Origin of the sequence: Pseudoalteromonas aurantia 208 (genome assembly GCF_014858725.1) — a bacterium.
GTDB lineage: Bacteria > Pseudomonadota > Gammaproteobacteria > Enterobacterales > Alteromonadaceae > Pseudoalteromonas > Pseudoalteromonas aurantia.
Genome location: NZ_AQGV01000015.1, coordinates 110,578 through 134,314, shown reverse-complemented (window position 1 = coordinate 134,314; position 23,737 = coordinate 110,578). Strand labels below are relative to the sequence as shown.

The window sequence follows — 23,737 nt, the reverse complement described above, 5'->3', positions numbered from 1 at the left end:
CTCTCCAATTTGTATAGCTAAATCGGACATATATACCTAATTAAACTCAACCTTTTTATTATTGATAAGAATTATTTCCTTTATTTAAGACTCTTTTAAAACGCTTATTTTTAAGATGATATTGAGAGCCAGAGAGCTTAGGGTACTGTTTCCGCAAATTATCAAACTCAGGATTTATTGCGGTATCTCCCCAAATACCCAACATAAGTTTTAATGACTCTTCTCGCTCAGGGAATTGGCCCATATCATTATCTTTAACCCAATTATCTAAAATTTTTCTATGTTGGTCTAGAGTCGTTTTATAGTCCGGCTTAGCAGCCAAATTAACGATTTCGTGAGGGTCATTTCGTAAATCATACAGCTCTTCAATTTCGCGTGTTGCCGAAAAATGCATAGCTTGGACCTTGTCTAGTTTTCCACGCTCATAAAGCTGTTTCATCACTTTCGTTAACTCCCATTCGTCTCGATAACTTGGCTGCATCGCCGAGCGTTCTGGATAATAGTTTCGAATGTATTTATAGTTTTCTGTTCTTACGGAACGAATACGGTCAATCGTAAAATCGCACCTATCCCTTGCAGAAATAACGTGCTTATCTCCTTGAAAATTTTCATCAAACAAATTACTTCCTTCAAAATAGTCGGGGATCTCTATACCAGCTAATGCAAGTGATGTTGCACTGATATTCAGCCCGTTAATCAACTCGGCTCGCGTGCCAGTCTTTATCAATCTTTTGTAACCCGGTGCATAAACGATAAATGGGACTTTTATGCCACCTTCATAGAGAAATTGCTTATGGCGTAAAAACCGCATTCCATGATCAGCAAAAAAGAACACGATTGTATTATCTAATAACTGATCACGTTCAAGTCTTTTTATAATATCACCGACTTCAGAATCAGTGATCTGTAATGATTCAAGATATCTTGCCCACTCTTCAGTCACAGTAGGGTGGGTGGGGTAATAGGGGGGCAGTACAACTTCGCTTCGATCAATGGGCTGTTTAACTTTGTTTTTAAAAGTTTTACTAAAAATGTGTTTACCACCTTTAAGTTGAATTTGCCCAAAAAACGGTTGTGACTTGTTACTTCTACTATGCCAATCGATTTTTACCCCTGATTTTCCGTATAACGGATGTACCATATAATCCCCGTTATATAAATCAGCACGATTATATGAAAAATTATAGTCATCTTTACCACTATTAAAAGTATAGTAACCCGCTGCTTTAAATAACTCAGGTACTGTTTTTACATTAGGGGGTAAATAAAACTCTGACTCTTTGGTTCTTGCACTATGATGATTATGTAACCCTAGTTTAGTTTGTGTGACACCTGTCATCATAGCCGAGCGTAACGCTGAACAAACAGGTGCGGGCATAATTGTGTTCGTAAACTTAACGCCATTATGGGCTAATTCGTCTAGTATCGGTGTATTTACCAATGGTTCACCATATGTGCCTAAGTGCGGCGAAATATCTTCAACGTATATCCAAAGAATATTTGGCCTTTTCTTAACTTGCTCATTTGCATATGAAAAACTAGATATGAGCGATACGGCTATCACGCATAAGAATAATATATATTTGAACCAAGGAATCATACTTTACCTGCCTAATAATTATTATGTGGTTACCCTAGATGGCTGATTCAGTTTAACTAAACATATTACAACGATGTACCTAGATGCTGTGAATCAATTCACTATAACCTTCAATAACACCGCTTTACTTCTTAAACTCGTATTAAAACTTCCCGAATAATAAGGTAACTAATTTGTGTAAAAGAAGGCCTGTACCTTATAACCAGTTTAATTTGCATACTCGGCCATCGTATCCTGTTTTTGTACTATTTATTCCCGAAAAACAACCTTCATATTGTTTTAATCAATAGATTAGTTTAGCGTTTGTACCGTAATCGTAACTAAGGGTTCGATATGGACTGGGTCAGTAGAATAAAATTTAATGAAAATAGTCCATTAGAGGTACAGGGGCATGAAAACTCTTGGGGGTTCCAACGACACAGCCCTAAAATTATGGATTCTAGCCATTGGCATGGTCATGTAGAAATAAATTACCTATTCGGATGCTCTGCAGATTATCTGATAAATGGCCAAAAAATAAGTGTGCCTGAAGGGAAAATGATTATTTTTTGGGCGTCAATTCCTCATCAAATGATTGCATCTGAAGGTGATGGGGAAATGGTAAATATATATATTCCTTTACATGCATTTTTATCTTGGCGATTTTCAGATGAATTTATTAGTGAGATATTACATGGTGAAGTACTGGTTGCTGATAACTTACATCTGGGCGACCAACTAACCACCTCAATGTGGGAAAATGATTTAGCGAGTAAAAAATTACCATTGATCATGCAAGTCATTGACGAAATCCGAAACAGGATACGTAGAATGTCTTTAGAGCCTTACAGCACATTTAACCTATCCAATACGACAGAATTAACAGACAAAAAATCGATCGTCAGTGGCCTATGTCATATAGAAGTCATTTTACAGTATATCGCTGACCACTATGATCAAAAGATAACCATAGATGACGTTGCAAACATCACCGGACTGCACCCGAACTACGCAATGAAATTGTTCCATAGAGTCATGAAAATTTCTATTAAACAATACATTAATAAATTAAGGCTGCAACATGCCCAAGCGCTATTAATTGACACAAATGACGCAGTACTAAGCATTGCGTTACAAGCAGGGTTTGGCTCAATTAGCCGTTTTTACGATATTTTTCAAAGAGAGTTTGATAAAACCCCGCAACAATTTAGAAATGATATCGCCAAGGCACACGACAATACTACAGCAGAAACTTAACGAAAGTTAGTTTTTGGGAACTATTAAGTGATTAACGATACGTTATTACAAAAGCAAAATGCTTCAATAATTATAATATTAAAAAGCTTGGAGTAGGATGTGTTAGGAAATAAAGCGTTTATATTGGTTGGCTTATCATGTTTAACCGTTGCTTGTTCGGTTAATAATAAGCTTGATGACTTAGCAAACACATTAAATAATCGATGGGTACTCGACAACGATACGATCACTTGGCAAGTAAAGAATCAACATAATGATCATTTGGAATTTAGCGGCGAAAAATTATCTGCAATCATCTATTATGGAAATAATGAAATAGGCAATTTAGTCCTTAATCGGAAAATTGTTTGGCCTATGTTACGAACGGTTCCAAATGATACACATGCAAGTCTTATTCATGAATTTCCTACCGCCATTTCACCCAATATTTATATCAATGACGTCCTCTATAAGTCAGAGAAACTGACAGACGTGAGTTTTAATGGTGTACTGACATTGACCAGTTCACTTCGCGATAATTTAACGCTAACTCGCGTATTATCACCAAGTACCAAACACCCAGCTTTAATTGAAACCTATAAAATAACTAACACAGGTAATTCATCACAAAACGTTGAAATTGCCTCCCTGAATTACCAATTTAAAACACCTACAAAAGACGGGGTTTACGGCGCATATACAATTACAGCTAAAAGTAATGCAATACCTAAAACAGCTCTAAATTCTGGTGATTCTATCCAATTCAGTGCTCAATTTGTCGCGACGAAAACAGCTGAAAATAGAGATTTTAACAGTCAAGACGAACTGAAAAAACGCCTGAGCTATATTGCTAGCTTAAATCATGCTTTGGTACTCGAAACGCCCGACCCGATATTAAATCAAATGTTTCAATTTTCGAAGTTGCGCGCCGCAGAAAGTATTTATCGCACCAAAGGTGGACTAATGCACGGCCCTGGTGGCGGGCGTTATTATGCTGCGTTATGGGCAAATGACCAAGCTGAGTATATCAACCCGTTTTTTCCTTTTCTAGGTGATAACAATGGCAATGAATCGGCAGTAAATAGTTACCGTCATTTTGCTCGGTTTATGAATGATAAGTTCGATCCCATACCATCGTCTATTATTGCTGAAGGTGTCGACATCTGGAATGGTGCCGGTGACCGGGGAGATTGCGCAATGATTGCCTATGGCGCTAGCCGTTTTGCTCTAAGTTTTGCTGATGAAAAAATTGCCCGCGAATTAACGCCGTTGATTGATTGGTGCCTAGAGTACAGCTTTAAACAAATGAATAGCGAAGGTGTCATAGGATCAGACAGTGATGAATTAGAAGGAAGGTTTAAAACAGGCCAGTACAATCTAAGTACTAACATGCTAACGTATGGGGCGCTAAAGACAACATCAAATTTGCACGACCAGCTCGGAAATGAAGTCAAGTCAGTTGGTTACAGCAAACGTGCATTTAAGCTTAAAGCTGATATGAATAACTACTTTTCAGCTAACGTACAAGGCTATGATACCTACCAGTATTTTAAAGGGAACACTAAATTAAGGTCTTGGATTGCGCTGCCTTTAACCATGGGTATTTTTGATAAAAAACAAGACACTTTAAATGCATTATTGTCTCCACAGTTATGGAGTGCTGACGGTATTTACACCGAAGCAGGTAATAATACGTTTTGGGATCGTGCAACCTTATATGCATTTAGAGGTATTTTTGCGGCGGGCGAAACCGATATAGCCATGCGTTATTTTAAATATTACTCAAGGAAACGTCTTTTAGGGGAACATGTTCCATACGCCGTAGAAGCATGGCCTGAGGGTAATCAACGCCACTTATCTGCTGAAAGCGCACTGTATGCGCGTGTTGTCACTGAAGGTATATTCGGTATCGAACCACTTGGTTTTAATCGCTTTCAACTTGCACCTTACCTTCCTAGTGAATGGCCGAGTATGTGTTTAAAATCAATTAAAGCGTTTAAACAAGAGTTTGATATTTGTGTAGAACGCAAAATAAATAAATTTGAAATTGTCATTACGCATGATAGTCAAATAGATAAATTTGACTGGGATGGCATTGCGCCCATTACCTACACATTCGATTGAAACCCTATAATGGGGGCTCACAGCCCCCATATCATTAATAAATAAAAATAAAGATACTTATGAATTATCTATATCGCATTATCTGTGTATTTATCACGCTTTTACTCTTCAATATTCACGTTTCGGTGTTTGCAAAACCGTTGCAAGTCACATCTCCTGACGGTTCCATAGAGGTATTACTATCGCAAACCTATCCCATTGAATATTCTATCTCTGTCTCAGGAAATATGATTATCTCTAAAGCAACAGCAGCGTTATATTTTAACGAACCTGAAGAGACTCATAGTCCTATAACTGTAAAAAATATAAAAAGGTCATCACAAAATAGATTATTAACTCCACATATTAAACAAAAATCAGCGCAAATTGTCGAACACTACAACCAAATAACCATGATTTTTGATAACCAGCAAACTGTTAACTTTAGAGTATTCAATAGTGGCGTTGCGTATCGATTCAACGCCTTTATGGATGACCATTTTGCGATTAAAAATGAACTTGCACTGTTCGAATTCATAGATAGTACGCGTACATTATTTCCCGCAGAAAATAGTTTTGTTTCCCATAACGAACGTACTTACGAGTCAAAACAGCTAAGCACTATAACAGAGAGTGAGTTTGCAAGTTTGCCGCTAATGGTAGAGTTTAATAAGAGTAAACTCGTTATTACCGAGTCTGGGCTAAAAGACTATCCTGGTATGTGGCTACAAGGTACAGGAAGAGAAAGCTTAAGGGCAACATTCCCAAAAACAATAGTTTCATCTAAATTACAAAAAGGATCTGATAGAAATGAGCTTATTGAACAGCGTTCTCCTTTTATATTTGAATCAAAGTTAGCGCCACAGCCGAATTCAAGGTCTTTTCCATGGCGAATTCTTGCTATATCCAAAGATGACAGCGAGCTTTTAACCAACCAATTAAGTTATTTATTGGCAAACGAGCTAGCTATCAATCCGTCATGGGTTAAGCCTGGCCAAGTTGCATGGGATTGGTGGAATGCAAACAATTTGTATGGGGTTGATTTTATTGCCGGTATCAATACTCAAACGTACAAATACTACATAGACTTTGCGGCAAAGAACGGCATCGAATATATCATTCTAGATGAGGGTTGGCACCATTTAGATAGTGTTACGAATGTTGTTGAAGACATCGATGTTAAGGAAATCATTGCCTATGGAAAGTTAAAAAATGTCGACGTTATCCTATGGGTTATCTGGAAAACGTTAGACACCCAACTCACCGAAGCATTAGATCTATTTGCACATTGGGGCGCTGCCGGTATTAAAGTCGACTTTATGCAAAGAGATGACCAAGCTATGGTTAATTACTACTGGAAAATTGCACAAGAAACCGCAAAAAGAAAGTTGCTTGTGAATTTTCATGGCTCTTATAAACCTGCTGGCCTACGAAGAGCTTACCCAAATGTCATAACGCGTGAAGGGGTACGAGGGCTAGAGCATAATAAATGGGCCAATTACATTACGGCAGAACATAATTTGACCTTGCCGTTCATTCGCCAGCTCGCAGGGCCGATGGACTACACTCCAGGCGCAATAAATAATGCACAGCCCAGCAATTTCTCAATAAGCTTTGCTAGACCTATGAGCAAAACAACTAGAGCCCATCAAGTCGCAATGTATATCGTTTATGAAAGTCCTCTTCAGATGCTTGCCGATAGTCCTTCTGCCTATGCTAAAGAGTCACAAACCACAGAGTTTATAACTGCAATTCCAACCGTATGGGATGAGACTCACGTGATATCCGCGAAGCTGGCAGACCATATTGTTATTGCCAGACGCAACGGTACACAATGGTACCTTGGTGCCATGGGGAACAGTAACGAGCACAAAATCAATGTTGACCTATCATTTTTGCCCACCAATAAGCGCTTTGAAATGACATTATTTAAAGATGGGGCAAATGCCGATAAATTCGCCAGTGACCATAAAATTGAAACTAAGTCTGTAACTCATAACTCTACTTTCATACTTAACCTCGCCCCAAGCGGTGGCGCCGCTGCAATCATTAAGGAAGCCCAATGAAATGCACAATAGTATTACCGCTAACCAATAGGGATATTTATGAAAAGTAAGCACGTATTACAATCATTTATTTCGATCTTGTCATTGCTTTTAACTGTCGTGTACGGGTTAATTCTACGACCATTGATGTTTGAACAAAGTGCTTTCTCATTAGAAGTTATATTTTTGTTCTCAGCAGTATTTGTCGTTATCCAACTTATGTTTCTCGGCTACTCTTGGGATCAAATTCAAGACTCGCTCACCAAACGCCTCACCCAAGCTTTACCTACAGTACTATTATTATTTGCAATTGGCATATTAATAGGCACATGGATGATTTCAGGTACTATTCCACTTCTGATCTATGTTGGCTTAAAACTAATTACAGCCGAACACATTTATTTTTATGCGTTTGTTATTCCGATACTTTTCTCTATGTGTACAGGCACATCTTGGGGCGCAATAGCAACCATTGGATTAGTCATTATCTCTGTTAGCACGGTCGTAGGTGCCGATGTAGGTATTACGGCAGGGGCTGTCATCGGCGGTGCATACTTTGGCGATAAAATGTCTCCTTTATCAGATACTACCAATATTGCCGCCATTGCTGTTAAAGTTCCTCTAACAGACCATATTAAAGCAATGAGAACAACAACCTTCCCATCGGCAATTATTTCGGCCGGTCTATTTTTTTCCCTTGACTACTTTTACCCGTCTACAAGCGCACAACTAAATACGGCTTCATTATTAAATAATACGCTCAGCACTATTGAAACTATGTTCAACATCAACGCGCTATTATTACTCCCGCCTTTAATTATCATGGTAGGTTCAATATTAAAACAACCTCCGTTGCCAACCTTAATTGCTTCATCACTTTTAGCATGTGTGTTAGCCGCTATCATTCAATCTTCATCATTAGATAATATAGTGCAAACAGTCTATAAAGGTTTCACGTATGACATGGTCCAAAGTCAACCTTTAACAACCACACTTACTCCAATGTTAGCGAGCTTATTCAATCGAGGTGGGCTATATGCCTTAATCGACCCCATTATAATCACCATTATGGTGTTTATCTATGTCGGCGCCATTGACCGGATCAACGCATTACCCACGGTCATACATTACATTTTAAAAAAAATAAAAACCCAAAGCATGCTGGTAATTACCACTTTACTCTCTTCTGCGCTAACAAATGCATTAACTTCAAGCCAGTACGCTAATAGTTTTATTATTGGCGAGGCATTTAGCAACAAATATGATGAGTTTCATTTACCGAAACCAGTTCTTTCCCGTTCTTTAGAAGATACAGGTACCATGATAGAAAGTTTGATTCCGTGGAGTACAACCTCGGTTTTTATCTTCTCAACATTAGGTGTATCTATTATTGACTACTGGCAATGGCAGTTCCTATCAATAATTAATATATCTATCGCATTTATATTTGCTATTTTTGGCGTTGGTTTTTACAACAGCCGAGTTTTTAAATCCACATCATTAATATCCGAAGGTGGCGTAAAAAATTATGACCAATCACTTTAAACCCAGTACATTATTAATCAATGATAATATAGAAAAAAACGATCGATTTGGTGCTGTTGTGCCACCTATCTACCAAAATTCGTTATTTACTTTTGATAGTTGGGATGCCATTGAAATGGCATTTGAAGACAAAATAAACAACGCAATTTATACTAGAGGAAATAATCCAACAGTATCGATTGTTGAGAAGAAAATTGCACAACTGGCAAATGGTGAAAAAGCCAAACTTTTTGCTTCAGGAATGGCGGCGGTTTCTGCAGGAATGCTCCACTTTTTATCGTATAATGATCATATCATTACGTTAAACAATATTTACGGCCCATCAATCAGTTTTATTAATGATTTTTTAATTCCAAAAATGAACATTCAGGTTACATTTGTCTCAGGAAAAGACAATGACGAGATAGAGCAAGCAATTCAGTCAAATACAAAACTGATTTACTTAGAAAGTCCCTCTTCTGTAGTTTTTTCACTGCAAGACATACGTAAAATATCCCAGTTAGCAAGAAAAAATCATATAGCAACTATTATTGACAATACTTGGAGTACTCCTATTTATCAAAAGCCGCTAAATATGGGGATAGATTTAGAGCTCCACTCTTGTTCTAAATATCTTGGAGGTCATAGTGATATAGTCTCAGGGGTTCTCATTGGGAGTGATAAGTTGGTTAGTGCGATCTGTGCACGTGAGTATGAACTTTTGGGCGCTAAAATGGCGCCCGTTGAAGCTTGGTATTTACTAAGAAGCCTGAGAACATTGCACTTAAGAATGGATCGCCACCAAAGTACGGCGAAAAAAATAGCTGAATTTTTAAATCGCCACAAAAAAATCAAACATGTCAATTACCCTGGCCTAGATAACTTCGAGCAAAAGCCCTTAGTTGAGTCGCAAATGAGCGGTGTAAGTGGGCTTATGAGTTTTCAACTAAAAACAAAACACTTAGCCAGTATTAAGTCGTTTTTTAATCATCTTGAACTATTTCAGATAGGTGTTAGTTGGGGCGGGCATGAGAGTTTAATATATGCTCCTGCCATCAGTTGTATAAAAGAACAAACCCCTGATCAATTCGAAAAAATGGGGATTTCACTTGGTGATATGAGAATTTCGGTTGGCCTTGAAAACTGCGATGATTTGATCACTGATTTAGAGCAAGCATTAAGTTGTATTAAGTAAGGAATTCACATTTGAAAGAGAGTGGGGAATAAAGCACTTATTTTTTCACTCCCTTTCACAATACTTTTCCTATAGAATAAATACAAAGTTAATGTATATATTACATTCATATCTTATTTAATATTCCCATTGCAGAACTCACAATAAACTTATTTTATGCTACATCGTAATAATTTCCACCTTATATCCAACCATGTTATATAACAGGATATATATCTACTAATTCGAGACGTTCAAATTACTTACATATGATTGAATTAACAGAGCCAAAAAGTTTTTCTTTTTGGTACAGGGAAATGTTTAAGCAAATTAATTTATTGCAAAGCAAGTTAGTTCAAAAATAATAATTAGATTGGAACGTGTCATATGAAAAAAAGTAAGCGCAAAGATAAAAATAACATATTTATATTATCTCCTCTCGCACTTGCATTAAGCACTATGCTAAGTCATTCAGCATACGCTGAGCAAGGCGATAAAAAAGACGACATAGAAGTTATTGAGGTAAAAGCAACCTTAGGAATTTTAGGGAGCCTGCGAGAGGCGCAAAGCATCAAAAGACAATCGGATAACGTGGTTGATGCGATTGTCGCTGAAGATATTGGCAAATTCCCTGATGATAACGTAGCAGAAGCGCTGCAACGTATCCCAGGGATCAGCGTCACTCGGACTGATGGTGCGGGCCAAAAAGTAACAATTCGTGGGATGTCTGGTAAGTATAATATCACAACGTTTAATGGCCGTAAGCTAGCTACTGATAGCGAAAACCGAGACTTCAACTATGATGTCATTGCATCTGAACTAGTTGGCAAAATAGAGGTGTACAAAACACAACAAGCCAAACTTCAAGAAGGCGCCGTTGGAGGAGTCGTTAATATTTACTCTCGTAAACCGCTAGATCTTGGTGAAGAGTTGAGTCTTTCAGTTAAAAATGAATACAATGCCCGAGCAAAATCACATAACCCAAAAACATCTTTTTTAGTAAGTGATGTATTTTTGGATGATACCTTTGGCGTACTTGCATCCCTAGTACACACGAAACGCATATCTCGTTACGATAAGTACAAATCTACCAATTGGGATGATTGGCAATATCACGAACTATATAGCTCAGCAAATCCAAATTCTGAACAAGAGGACGTGGTTACACCCAACAATGCAAATATCAATGACAGCTTTAGAATGCCCCGTTGGCCTCGTATTACTCAAACTGAATCAGAACGTGAACGTCTTGGAGGCACACTGGCACTACAATGGCTTCCAAATGACGATTTAGACGTCAACTTTGATGTGCTATTTAGCTCTTATGATGTAGATAACAAAGCCAAAGCGATGACACTTGTGCTACCAGCTTATGATGGTGCCGCCAAAATAACAGAGTTTAATGTTGGTCCAGATGGCTTTGTTGATAACATATCATGGAATAACGCAACCGTTGAACTGCTTGAAACTGGAGTACCGAGAAAAAGTGATACATACCAAGTGGGTCTAAATACTAATTGGGTACTTGACGATATCACCTTAAATTTTGATATGTCAGTTTCTGGTGCAAAAAATGAAGATGATGGAAATGGTAGCCTTGTCGTGGTCAGAGCTGGAGTCAGTGGTGCGACAATTAACTTTAATGGCAATCACCCGATCCCAGATATGACCCTAGCACAGGCGTTAGATGAAAATGCAGTGTATGGTGCTCATCATTCTCGCAAATTTGGTAATACCGTTGATGACAAAACATCTAGATTCGTAATAGACGGTACATGGGAGCCCCTTAGTGGCACTATGAGTACACTATTTTTTGGTATTGGTTACAACTCACAAGATAAAGAAAAATATAACTTTTATCCTTCCTCCCCTAGTAAATTCGCGTTTGATCACAGTGATGAAGTAAACCCTACATTTGCTGCACCAACCGTCAATATTGGAGGGAATACCATGTGGCAATTACCAAATGATGTTATTTCTGCAGGGACAGGAAATGGTTTCGGTGGGGGTGCTAATGTGCCACAAGTGTGGCCAAGTATTAACCAATCGGCTTTATTTGCCTACTTTAATAAATTAGATCCGATTGCAGCCAAATCTTTGATACCACAATCCTCTGAGAATGGCGACACTTATGGCGTAAAAGAAGAAACTATCCACGCATACATAGAATCCAAATTTGAAGATAATATGTTTGGATTTCCTTATATGCTAGATATCGGCATGCGTTATATAAAAACTGATATTACCTCTTTTAGTTACTCTCGAAACCCGGCCAATTTAGCCTTCAATGACGATGGTTCGGTTGCAAATAGTGACTGGAAAAAACGTGATTTACAGCAATTTGAAGATAGTTATTCAGATATATTACCGAGTATGAATCTCAAATTAAACTTATCAGAAGAACTGGTATTACGATTTGCCGCCGCAAAAGCAATATCACGCCCATTTCTATCACAACTTATTCCAAATACAAAAATTGATCCAGAGTTAGAAGACGTCAACGATGACAAGGAGCGACGTACCATAAAGTACAACAATCCTGGGTTGACACCATATTCATCAAAGCAGTTTGATACGGCCCTAGAATGGTACTATAGCGAAAATGGTAACCTTTCGTTCGCATCATATTTCAAGCAATTTGCAGGCTTTGTAAAAGATGATGAGTTCGAAGAAACCATCGCTGGCAATAAGTTTCTCGCAACGCGCGAAGTCAACGACGACCGCCATAGCCTAATTCGAGGGTATGAGATTTCATGGTTCCAAACATTTGACGAATATTTGCCAGAGCAATTAGCTGGATTCGGTGTATCTGCTAACTATACGTTAAACAATAGTACCTCAGGTGAAAGTGACAGCGAAGGAAAAGAAATTCCATTTTTTGGCTTATCTAAACACCAATCGAATATAAATCTATTTTATGAGCAAAATGGTTTGAGCTTAAACATCGCTTACAACAAACGCTCTAGTTACAGCGTGAAAAAGGTAAGTCACTGGACATATGAAACAGGTGGTTCGGTTGATACGGAGCAAGCTGTTGCACCAAGTTGGGGAAACTTGAGTGTTGGGATGTCATACGACATTACTGATAATTTAAGGGTTACAGCGGATGTATATAACCTGCTTGATCCTGATGAAACATTAACCGTTAATGCATTAAAAACAGAATTGCTAACAGCCGGAGCAAACGAAGGAAGTTACATTTTTGAGAACGCCAGTTACGGTAAAAGCTACTCCGTTGGTCTTCGATACAAATTTTAAATATATCAGGTGCAGTCATACATAATAATTGGCTGTACCTTGCCACATAGTACATAGGTCGTTAAATGAAACAGACATTCCCTTTACGCTTTATTTATATATTACTCGTAACAAACTCGACATACGCTGAAACATTGTCATGTGATAATGCCAAGGAATGCAACAAAAGTAATGTTGAAATCAGCGCTTTCAATCAAGGGGCTGTATATTTAAATGGTCATTTCACCGGAAAATATACCCCCGCAAAATTAAATTTACCACAGGGTACACACGCAATTGGCGTTGGTCTTGAAAAAGAAAAGCAGTACTTAAAAAAACAAATCCATATATTAGATAAACATACCCCAAAAAATCCAATGAAAGTTACCCTTAGTCGTGATGAAATCCAACCAGCTTCAAAGTGGCGAGCACTTTTTGTCGGTGTTCCGTCTGTATATGCTGGCATAGGCGATAAAAAATGTCATAGCAACTTTACCAAGAAAGAATTGGATGAGGGGTACAATTTTTTTAAACAAAATTTACGAGAGCATATAGAGCCATTTTCGTACGGGACGATAAAGTGGGATATAAATCGACAAGACTTAATCGACCCCGTTGAACTCACTCATAACCCGGACAATGACTGGTACACGCTTGAAGCCCAACAAGGTTTGGCGCAACTTAAACATATAAGACCTGGGGATTACGACACGATATTCTTATTTTGGCGCGCGGAAATGGGAGATTGCAGTTTTGAGAGTCCATACTTTGGTCTAGCTTGGCTAGAACCAACATCCCCCGACACCCTTGAAACAGGATACGTAACGGTAAAGTTTAATCCAGGAGAAATGGGTGTAAAACAACGTATAAATAAGTATTTAAATGACGACCCGGGTGTATGGACCCACGAATGGTTGCACGTTGTTATTGAACAATTTTACCCGAATAAAGGCGTTTCTGTGCCTATTCCTCCCAAAGACAAACTCATCTTGCATGCCGCTTCAGAATACGGTTATACATATCCTTGGATGGATTGGTATGAAGACCTCATATCAGGTCAGGTCAGACAAGGTAAAGGTTATTCTGGATTAGGGCCTGAAACGTTTCTAAACTGCACAATCCGGCAACAGGTTAAAAAGCAATGTAAATAAAGGTACTATTTCAGTGCAATAGGGAGCTAACGCTCCCTTTTTGCATATAAACTCCAAGTATATAGGGAATATATGAAACAATAATGTAAAAAAAGCGTGTAAATCAGGAATGTTTATTTAATAAGTAATAAGAAGTTTATAACTTGATACGTTAATTTGTAACCGTGAATAAATTTAACATTGTTCGCAGAATATTAAACTAACTAACAAGGAAACAACATGAACACGTCAGGCAAAGTTGTAAGTTTATGCCTATTTACCCTGCTTACGAGTCCGCTATCGGTGCTGGCAGCAACCAAAGCAAGTCATAAACACACAGATATTAACAGTAAACACCCCCATGATTTAACCGCCATAGACAACTATATCGATCATAATTGCCAAACGGATCACAACGGCCAAAATTGGTCCAAATTACAGTCTCAGTTTAACGCGCAAATAAAACAATCAAAACTAAATCGTGTAACTGAACAGCTCAGAACTAACGCGATTCCTGATGACCTGTTAAATAGCAGTATTGCGGAAGATGGTCGTTATTATATTCCCGTCGTATTTCATATTTACGGCCAAGCCTATAATTGCAGCGACTCTACACAAAAGTGCTTAACTGACGCTAAGATAAGAAATGCACTACGTAAACTAAATGATGATTTTCAAGGCTTAGCTGTAGACTCTCCTGAAATATCCCCAATTTTTAGTGCACTTCGAAAGAACGTCAATATTGAGTTCGTATTGCCCAAAAAAGATCCAGCAGGGCGCGACACCAATGGTATCGTACGTTATGACAGAGAAGAGGCCGGCTATGGCAACCACGATGCACAAACGCTTAGTCGTATCAATCAAGATTCATGGGATAACTTCAAATACATGAATGTGTATATCATGAATGACTTACACGCTAATGGTAAAGGTAATAATTCTGGCATTGCGTGGTACCCAGAAGTAGCCATGTCAGAAGCTGGTACAGCCCGGGTCGTTTATAACGGTAACTATGTTGGCAGCAATACCAATGAGAACTTCAGATCAGTACTTACCCATGAATTTGGCCACTGGTTAAACTTAATCCATACATTTGAAGATAAGCAATGCACCATAACCAATCAAACATTGTGTGAGTCTACCGGTGATAGAAATTGCGATACTCCGCAGATGTCTTTACCGTCCCCTATGCAAAACAACGCACCAAATTGTTTCGGTGAACCAACAAATACCGAAAACTTTATGCATTACTCTGACAACTATGCCATGTTCACTGCAGACCAAGTTGCCCGTATAACGGCTGCGTTACATGGTCCTTCACGAAACACTCTGTGGTCAAATGACAATTTAATCGCGACGGGGTTAGAAGAATATATTAGCAATTCAGGTCACCCATGGGACGGAATATCAGGTATCGATGTTGAGCCTGAAGGTACTGAACTCATGTCATTCGATAACATATCTGGATTAAAAGGTGACATCAGTACGTTTGAAATTAACCTGCCAGACGGGGCCAATAATATTCTTTTTTACTTGAACGGACATACTGAAGATCCAGATATGTATTTATCTAAAGGAGTTGTCCCGACTCCTCCACCAGAAGGCTTTGAAGATTGGATAGCAGATTTCACATCTTTTAATTCACCAGGTGATGCAGAAGTGTTATCAATTGATGAACCCGACACAAAGGTCCCTTACTATGCATCGGTGCATGCTTTTAGTGACTTTAGTAACTCTAAACTACAAGTCATACAAGCTGACGACCCTTTCCTTAAAGCGGGTGAACGTCGATTCACGCTTTTAAAAATCGATGATCTATGGGCAAATAAAACCGATGGTATGTGGACTGACAGGTTAGGTAAAACACACGACTTTCAATTCAGTATCCCTGAAGATGCAAGCCGAGTGGTGGTGGTAGTCCCTGGGGGATATCAAGGTCCAAAAATGGCCGATGGGAGTATTAAATACAATGGCGACTTAGATTTATACGTAAGTAAAAATAGTGAAGTTAGCCGCGAAAGTTATGACTGTAGACCATTTACATGGAAAGGTATTTCGGAGTACTGCGAGTTTGATGGCGGCGGAAAGTTTGACCTCTTAATTGACCCATTCCAAACTTATACTAAAGCGTCACTTCATGTTTATTATGAAACCTCAAATACTGCAAATCAACTCCCTTTTGCTAACACTAACGGCAAAAAATATGAGGAAGCGTTTGGGCATGCTATTGAATTCAGTAGTGCCAATTCAAATGACCCAGATGGTAATATAATCAGTTACGCTTGGGACTTTGGAGATGGAAATTCAAGTGCTCAAGCAAACCCGTCTCACATCTATAACAATGTTGGAAGTTACCCAGTTAAGCTAACAGTCACTGACAACTCTGGCGCATCAGTAGTGGGAACGACCACGGCCGTCATCACTGAAAACTCACCTAACGATGCGGAACTATGTGCGGGTTGCTCTCGTTTTTATTTAAATGATGAAATTAAATTATCGGCACTCGCTGGTTCACAACCACGCAATTATGAGTTTGCAGTGCCCGATGCTGCATCTTTAGTAACATACGAACTTGTCAGTCGTTACAATGGCGATCCAGATATCCATGTGAGCCAAAATAAATCTGTCTCTAAAGAAGTGTACGATTGCCGTCCTTGGGAAGCACCGGGCCAGACTGAGCTATGCCAATTTACCAGTGGCGGGATTTTTAATGTCATGATTGACCCGTTTTTAAATTACGACTCACTTAGATTTAGAGCATATTACGACATTCGAGATGATGCTGACCATTCTGCACCTAACCGTTTACCCATGGCCAATGCTGGAGGGGAATATGTCGGTCGCGCAACATACCGCGTTAACTTTGATGGCAGCAAATCTAGCGATGAAGACGGGCAAATAGTGGACCATTCTTGGAATTTTGGCCATGGTGTTATCAAGTCAGGGCAATCTGTTACTCACACCTACCCACAAGCCGGGACATACTTTACAACATTAGCAGTAACTGATAATGACGGTGCAACCCATGAAAATAAAGCGACGGTGACAATTCTCCCGATTGGTGATATGGATAACGACGGGGACGTAGATATAGATGATATTGCCGCATTTAATGCCGCCCTCAGTAACAACGACCCCATAGACTCGTCATTTGATATTAATGGTGATGGTAGAATTGATGCCGCAGATATCACGGCAGTCAGAGAACTATGTTCTTACAATGCTTGTACAAATATTCCACCACCACCGCAAGCACCAATTGCTATCGCTAGAGCGTTACAAAACGATGTACAAGTAAATAGTCCCATCAACTTTAGTAGCCAAGGGTCATCAGATCAATATGGTCAAATAGTTACTTATGATTGGGACTTTGGAGATGGCACTCACAGTGATTTTGCCAATCCTACACATCAATTTGCAAAGCCTGGTATTTATGATGTTATTTTAAGCATAACAGATAACGATGGCATGACATCGACCGCACGCGTTATCGTTAATATTGATCATCCACCGCTTGTTTCTGCATGTGATAATGCACCCAATGATTCACGAGATATTCAGCCATCGACACCACGATGTATTGAAAATCGAAAATCCTTCTCTTTTAGCGATTTAAATAGTGACCATAAAAACGTGGCAATTACTTTAATCAATGCGCCTGATGACTCAAGGATTTATTTCGGGGATGGTAACTGGCCTAAAACAGGCAATGGCGATCATACCCTTGTATCTGAGACACAGGGCGATCAGCAATGTATTTATTATACGATTCCGGCCGATGCTAACTACTGGGGATATATTGAAGTATCTGGCCAGCCAAACGGGGCGACCATCGTTATGGATTATGATGTACCTGGATGTAGACCACTGGTCAATGATATACCTAAGCAAGCTCCTCATGCCGACATAGTGATATCTGGCAGTGTTGTAAACGAACACGTTGCCTTCAGTGCTGCAAATTCTTACGACTCTGATGGACATATTGTCAGTTATTTTTGGGACTTTGGTGACGGCACGACCAGCACTCAACAAAACCCTGTTCATGCTTATAGCCAATTAGGGCTGTTCGATGTAACGCTCACTGTCACCGATGATGATGGCCTAGTCTCTAGTACAAGTAAGTCTCTCACAATTGCAATGCCAGCTTTAACAGATGCATGTTCTGTCAGTGATGCTGACAAAACCACCAGAGATTTGTTATCAGGAGAAGCTCGCTGTATTGGTAACCGTGCAAGCTATGCATTTAGAGCCGTCGACCAACATACAAGTGTTGCTATCACTATGATAAATGCCTCTGCTGACGCTCAAGTGTATTTCAAAAACGGTGGCCGACCTTCTATACCACGCAACCATTTTGACGCTAAATCAGTGGCACAAGGTGAGCAACAATGCCTAATTTACGATATACCAAGTAATGCAAGATACTGGGGATATATTGATGTATCTGGCATCTCTGAAGGGGCAACAATCGTTATGGACTTTGATACTCAAAGCTGCCGCTCAAACACTCACTAACACTACATTGTTACTTTTGAGTCCTAGCACTGCGTGCTAGGCCTCTTTCATGCCGTAGAAATACAATTCACACAACATATAAAGAGAGGACGCTATGAGAAATTACCATAAGTTGTCATTCATATTACTAACATTTGTATCAAGTGCCACATGGGCAAATACATCAGCGGTAGATTCCAGAGAGCATGTATTTCATGTGAATATAGACACACATCATGATCATAATTCGCGCTACATACCAAGTGCTTTATACCCAAATACCCACTTAATGGAAAAACGCCAAAAGCAACAATCTCCACAGACAATACTAAACACCCAATCAACTGACGCAGAATCCATGTGTCCCGACCATGTCTTCACCGGTTTACAAGGTGCTGTATTTTTAACGGCAATAAAGAATAAGGGGAGAGAGTGTATAGACACTTTATTTAACGACCTCCCTGAAACGCAAATACTAGGCGCATACAGCGATACGAACTTTTCAACCGTTATTAATGAAATAAAAACCAAGATGGTGACGTATAATGGGGTTAATGACACCGATTATATCAGCAGTTTGTTTTATTGGTTGAAAGCCTATGCCTATTACGATGAAAGGCGATTTGTCACACCGACAACACAAAATGGCATGGAGGAAGCAATTAATGCAGTTTATCAAAATAGGCATTTTTTCGACCAATCTGAGCAACATGCTTTAGTTGTTCGCAACGCGACCGGTATTATAAAAAACGCCCTAATAGGGGAGCGTTTTATTCACATTACTCGCGCCATGTTGAGTCGTTATAACGCAGAATACGAACAAATCGATAATTGGGGACAAGCTGTAACACCACTATTTTGGCAAACACTAAGCACCTGTGCAAAACAAGTAAGTTGTCGAGCTGATGAACACAATAAAACGCTCATTATCGAAATTGTTCACTTTATTAATGCCAATCTCACTTGGTTAACTAAAAGTGACAATGACTACCATTTATTTAATTTAGGCTACCAGCTTGCCAATATGTATCGGGGTAAAAATGATCCCCATTTTTCTGCGATACAGAAGGTACTAGAAAAAAACATATCTACTATTTTTGATAACTTTGGACCGCTAGAAGATGACAATGCCAGAACATTATATTTAGCTGTACTCGAAAGCATTAACTATAACAACATGTGTTCTACCTATAATGTTTGTCAGAAAACTCAAGAAATTATTAGCGAAGTCCTCGGTGATAGAAAAACTTGTCCATCTGGAACTTTATTCATTTGGGCACAAGACATGAATCAGCAACAGTTAGAGTGGACGTGTAATTCACTTAAAAGCCATGAAAACCATTTTCACAGTGCATTGCAAACCAACAGAGTGCCCGTTGTCCCTGATGACAATGACAAACTCAGAATGGTTATATTCAATGATAAAAAAGAGTGGGTTACTTATGGAGGAGCCCTATTTAATGTCAGTACGAATAACGGTGGTACATATCGAGAAGGGGACCCGAGCCGAGCCGGAGATCAAGCGACTTTTTATGCGTATGAGCATGTTTCTGAACGACCTATTTTTGATATTTGGAATCTACGCCATGAATATATTCATTATCTGGAAGGCCGGTTTGTCTCAAAGGGCAGTTTTAGAGACAGTGATGACGCAGGCCGAACCGTCTGGTTTGGTGAAGGTATCGCAGAATATATCTCTCTCAAAAACTGTAATGATGACGCTATTGATATAGCGAGAACCAAAAAATATCCGTTAAGCACAATTTTTAATAATGAATATGGGGTTGGACAAGAGCGTATCTATGACTGGGGGTACCTAGCAAACCGATTTATGTTTGAGCGAAAAAAAAGCCAATTCTTCCAGATGATGTCCTTATTCAAAGAAGGGCAGTTTCAAACTTACAGAGATGACCTTGTTGATGTCTGGATTGACAACAAGTCTTTCGATGCAGAATTTGCGAATTGGCTATCAACCGTTAATTCTCATGGCTGTAAAATTGACACAACGCGCCCCCCATCTCCGGTAGAACCCGAAAACCCTGATGACTACCAAGGTTCTGATACAGCTGCAGTTAACGCATGTCGTTTAGGTCGACCTAATTTAGACTTTACATTATCTGCTGGCGTCGCATCGTGTTTAGCAGACCAAAATACTGGGAAAACTCGCGAATATGGTTTACCTGTACCACAAGGATTTAAAAATGTTTCATTACAACTGACGTTACGCCACGGCTCAGGTAACGCAGATTTATTCCATGAACACGGTAGTGCGAATAATGGCGGTCAATATGAACATAAATCAACAGGGCCGACTAACTCAGAAACTATTGTCATTGATAATGTGCAGCCTGGTTGGAATTACATCGGCATAAAAGCAACAAATGCATTTAATAATACCACGCTTCTAGCACGGTATATTCAGAACCCTTTTGAAGACGAGTTCACACTTGAAAATAATGAAAGTAAAGTAGTATCAGTCTCAGCACAGCAGCAAGTGACGTACTCAATGTCAGTTCCTGATAATGCCAACTCACTCACTTTCAGCACCGTCGGAGGAACCGGAGAATCAGATATGCATGTTAAGTATGGCAGCGCGCCAACACTGTCAGATTTCGAATGCCGACCTTGGAAAGTGGGTACAACCGAAACGTGTCACATTAGGAATGTCAAAGCTGGTACCTACTACATTATGCTATCTGCAGATCCATCTTTTGCCAATGTCACGCTAACGGGCCGTTACAACACTCTCGATTAACCCGACACAATTTACCCTTTTTTGTCAAAGCCTATGAAATTATTCGTAGGCTTTTTTGTCACACCACTGAGTGTTTTTTGGGATTAGAATAGTCATTTTTAGGAACGTATTTAAGAACGATTAAGTTTAGTATAAATGCTTGTTTGTATTACTGATAGGTGAAGAATATGCCAAGCCACCAAAGTGAAAGAGTATTTGACCCAACGGTTCATCCACACCGTCGTTACAATCCACTATTAGATGAGTGGGTTTTAGTTTCTCCCCACAGAGCTAATCGACCTTGGCAAGGCAAAACAATGGAGCCTGAGCGTGATACACAACCGAGCTATGATCCAAATTGCTACTTGTGTCCAGGTAATCAACGTGTTTCAGGCCAACAAAACGCACATTATCACTCTACGTTTGTTTTTAACAATGACTTTGCTGCTTTGAGTCCGCAAACACCTATTTATAGTAGTGATGACCCACTGTTTACGATGCATACAGAACGAGGTGAAAGCCGTGTTATATGCTTTTCTCCAAACCATGGAAAAACACTACCTTTGCTTCAACCATCTGAGCTATGTGATGTTGTAAATGTATGGCAAGCGCAATGTAAAGAGTTAGGAAGCCGTTATCGGTGGGTGCAAATATTTGAAAATAAAGGCAGCTTAATGGGCTGCTCTAACCCTCACCCACATGGGCAAGTTTGGGCACAAAATGAGATCCCGACCGTGGTTGCAAGAAAAGCGAAAGCGCAATCTCACTATTTCCAAACGTATGGCAGCAACTTACTGCAAGACTATGTTGCACGAGAGCGCGTCAATACTGAAAGGCTGGTAATCAGCAACGAACACTGGGTGGTTGTTGTACCGTATTGGGCAGCTTGGCCTTTTGAAACGCTGGTTTTGCCAACCTTTAATATTCAAAGAATGAGCCAGCTCAATGAAAGCCAATCAATATCTTTAGCGAAAATAATAGGTAAATTAACGGTTAAGTATGACAACCTATTCAATTGTTCATTTCCATACTCTATGGGTTGGCATGGTGCACCCTATGATGATGATGCACATCTCGAGTGGACACTTCACGCGAGTTTTTATCCGCCTTTACTACGTTCATCCAGTGTACAAAAGTTTATGGTTGGATACGAAATGTTAGCTGAAACGCAGAGAGATCTAACCCCCGAGCAAGCCGCTGAAAGATTGCGAGAAACATCAGACATTCATTACAGCTTACACGCTACTACGGCCTAAAAATAAAGGAATGCATTAACCATGTCACACGTTGAAGCAAAAGCAAAGGCGTTATTTACTGAGATATTTGAAAATGAGCCACAATTAACGACTATCGCGCCAGGACGCGTTAATTTGATTGGTGAGCACACTGATTATAATGGTGGGTATGTTTTGCCCTGTGCAATAAACTTTCATGTTGTTGCATGCGCAAGCCCTCGCCACGACAGTAAGGTCCGCGTTATCTCTGCCAATCATCACAATGAAATTGACGAGTTCCAGCTTTCAAACAATATCGCTGCCAGTAATAAACTCTGGGCTAATTATGTACGAGGCGTCGTACAACATATTAGCCTCTCAGGACATAATATTTCAGGCGTCGATATGGTTATTTACGGAAACGTACCACAAGGCGCAGGGTTAAGCTCTTCGGCCGCTTTAGAAGTGTCAATAGTCAGTAGCTTCGACCAGTTATATTCATTGCATTTGAGCGATACCGACATCGCCTTAATAGCCCAACAAGCTGAAAATCAGTTCGTTGGGTGCCAATGCGGCATTATGGACCAACTCATCTCTACCAACGCAAAAGTAGGGAAAGCATCTTTAATTGACTGTCAGTCTATGCAGACAAAGCATGTTTCACTACCCGATAACTTTAGCCTTTTGATTGTGAATTCAAATAAAAAACGCGGGTTAGTTGAAAGTAAATACAACGAACGCCGAGCCCAGTGTGAACAAGCAGCAAACAAACTCGGCCTTTCAGCACTGCGAGATATTAGCCTCGCTGATTTTAACCGACAGCAGCATATATTAGACCCCATTATCGCCAAACGCGCTAGGCATGTGATCAGTGAAAACGAACGAGTAATTGAGTTTGTAGAGGCCATGTCCCATCAAGACATCCACTCAATGCAACGTTTAATGAAACAATCTCACGAATCGATGCGGGATGATTTTGAAATTACCGTGCCTGAAATAGACTCGCTGGTAAATATAATTAAATCAGAAATTGGAGACAAGGGAGGGGTGCGAATGACTGGGGGCGGCTTTGGCGGCTGCGTAATTACGTTACTACCAACAGACTATGTTGATTGGATAACGTCAGTAATTAATTCTAAATATATGACCACAACCGGCCTCATTCCCACAATATTTGTGTGTTCAGCAGTGCAAGGAGTGCATAGCAAACACTCTAATATCGCTAGTTACACAAGCCGTTTTGTCAGCTAGTTTAACGATATATAAC

General features: G+C 39.5%; 12 protein-coding genes. 11 read left to right on the top strand and 1 reads right to left on the bottom strand.

All coding sequences use genetic code 11. The annotated features are described in order from the left end of the window. Positions 1–58: 58 nt before the first annotated feature. Positions 59–1,600: a sulfatase family protein gene (locus PAUR_RS19095; RefSeq protein ID WP_192509321.1), complete on the bottom strand. Its 1,542-nt coding sequence runs from the start codon at positions 1,598–1,600 to the stop codon at positions 59–61. A 333-nt stretch (positions 1,601–1,933) separates the two neighbouring features. Between PAUR_RS19095 and melR the strand changes: the two genes are divergently transcribed. The 11 genes from melR to galK all read left to right on the top strand — a co-directional run bounded on the left by melR (position 1,934) and on the right by galK (position 23,721). Beyond that, entirely contained in the window at positions 1,934–2,836 is a 903-nt protein-coding gene (gene melR / locus PAUR_RS19090) for a transcriptional regulator MelR (protein WP_192509320.1), read from the top strand. A gap of 99 nt (positions 2,837–2,935) precedes the next feature. After that, positions 2,936–4,939 carry a hypothetical protein gene (locus PAUR_RS19085; protein WP_192509319.1) on the top strand — a complete coding sequence of 668 codons (2,004 nt, stop codon included), beginning with the start codon at positions 2,936–2,938 and terminating at the stop codon, positions 4,937–4,939. Between the two features lie 59 nt (positions 4,940–4,998). Then, positions 4,999–6,984, top strand: coding sequence for a glycoside hydrolase family 97 protein (locus PAUR_RS19080; protein ID WP_192509318.1), 1,986 nt, complete (start codon positions 4,999–5,001; stop codon positions 6,982–6,984). 39 nt (positions 6,985–7,023) lie between these two features. After that, a complete protein-coding gene (locus PAUR_RS19075) occupies positions 7,024–8,508 on the top strand; it encodes a Na+/H+ antiporter NhaC family protein (RefSeq protein WP_192509317.1) in 1,485 nt (494 codons plus the stop codon). After that, the gene (locus PAUR_RS19070) at positions 8,492–9,682 is read left to right on the top strand and encodes a trans-sulfuration enzyme family protein (protein WP_192509316.1); all 1,191 of its coding nucleotides are present in this window, start codon (positions 8,492–8,494) and stop codon (positions 9,680–9,682) included. The genes PAUR_RS19075 and PAUR_RS19070 overlap by 17 nt, the downstream gene beginning before the upstream one ends. Positions 9,683–10,048: 366 nt before the next feature. Further along, positions 10,049–12,919 (top strand): TonB-dependent receptor, encoded by a 2,871-nt coding sequence (locus PAUR_RS19065; RefSeq protein WP_192509315.1) that lies wholly within the window; start codon positions 10,049–10,051, stop codon positions 12,917–12,919. 65 nt (positions 12,920–12,984) lie between these two features. After that, positions 12,985–14,049 (top strand): hypothetical protein, encoded by a 1,065-nt coding sequence (locus PAUR_RS19060; protein WP_192509314.1) that lies wholly within the window; start codon positions 12,985–12,987, stop codon positions 14,047–14,049. A 219-nt stretch (positions 14,050–14,268) separates the two neighbouring features. Further along, the gene (locus tag PAUR_RS23650) at positions 14,269–18,543 is read left to right on the top strand and encodes a PKD domain-containing protein (protein ID WP_318782637.1); all 4,275 of its coding nucleotides are present in this window, start codon (positions 14,269–14,271) and stop codon (positions 18,541–18,543) included. A gap of 94 nt (positions 18,544–18,637) precedes the next feature. Then, positions 18,638–21,277, top strand: a complete 2,640-nt coding sequence (locus tag PAUR_RS19035) for a M9 family metallopeptidase (RefSeq protein ID WP_192509313.1) — start codon at positions 18,638–18,640, stop codon at positions 21,275–21,277. Positions 21,278–21,444: 167 nt separating this feature from the next. Then, positions 21,445–22,512 (top strand): UDP-glucose--hexose-1-phosphate uridylyltransferase, encoded by a 1,068-nt coding sequence (locus PAUR_RS19030; protein WP_192509312.1) that lies wholly within the window; start codon positions 21,445–21,447, stop codon positions 22,510–22,512. Between the two features lie 21 nt (positions 22,513–22,533). Further along, a complete protein-coding gene (galK, locus tag PAUR_RS19025; protein ID WP_192509311.1) occupies positions 22,534–23,721 on the top strand; it encodes a galactokinase in 1,188 nt (395 codons plus the stop codon). Positions 23,722–23,737: the final 16 nt, after the last annotated feature.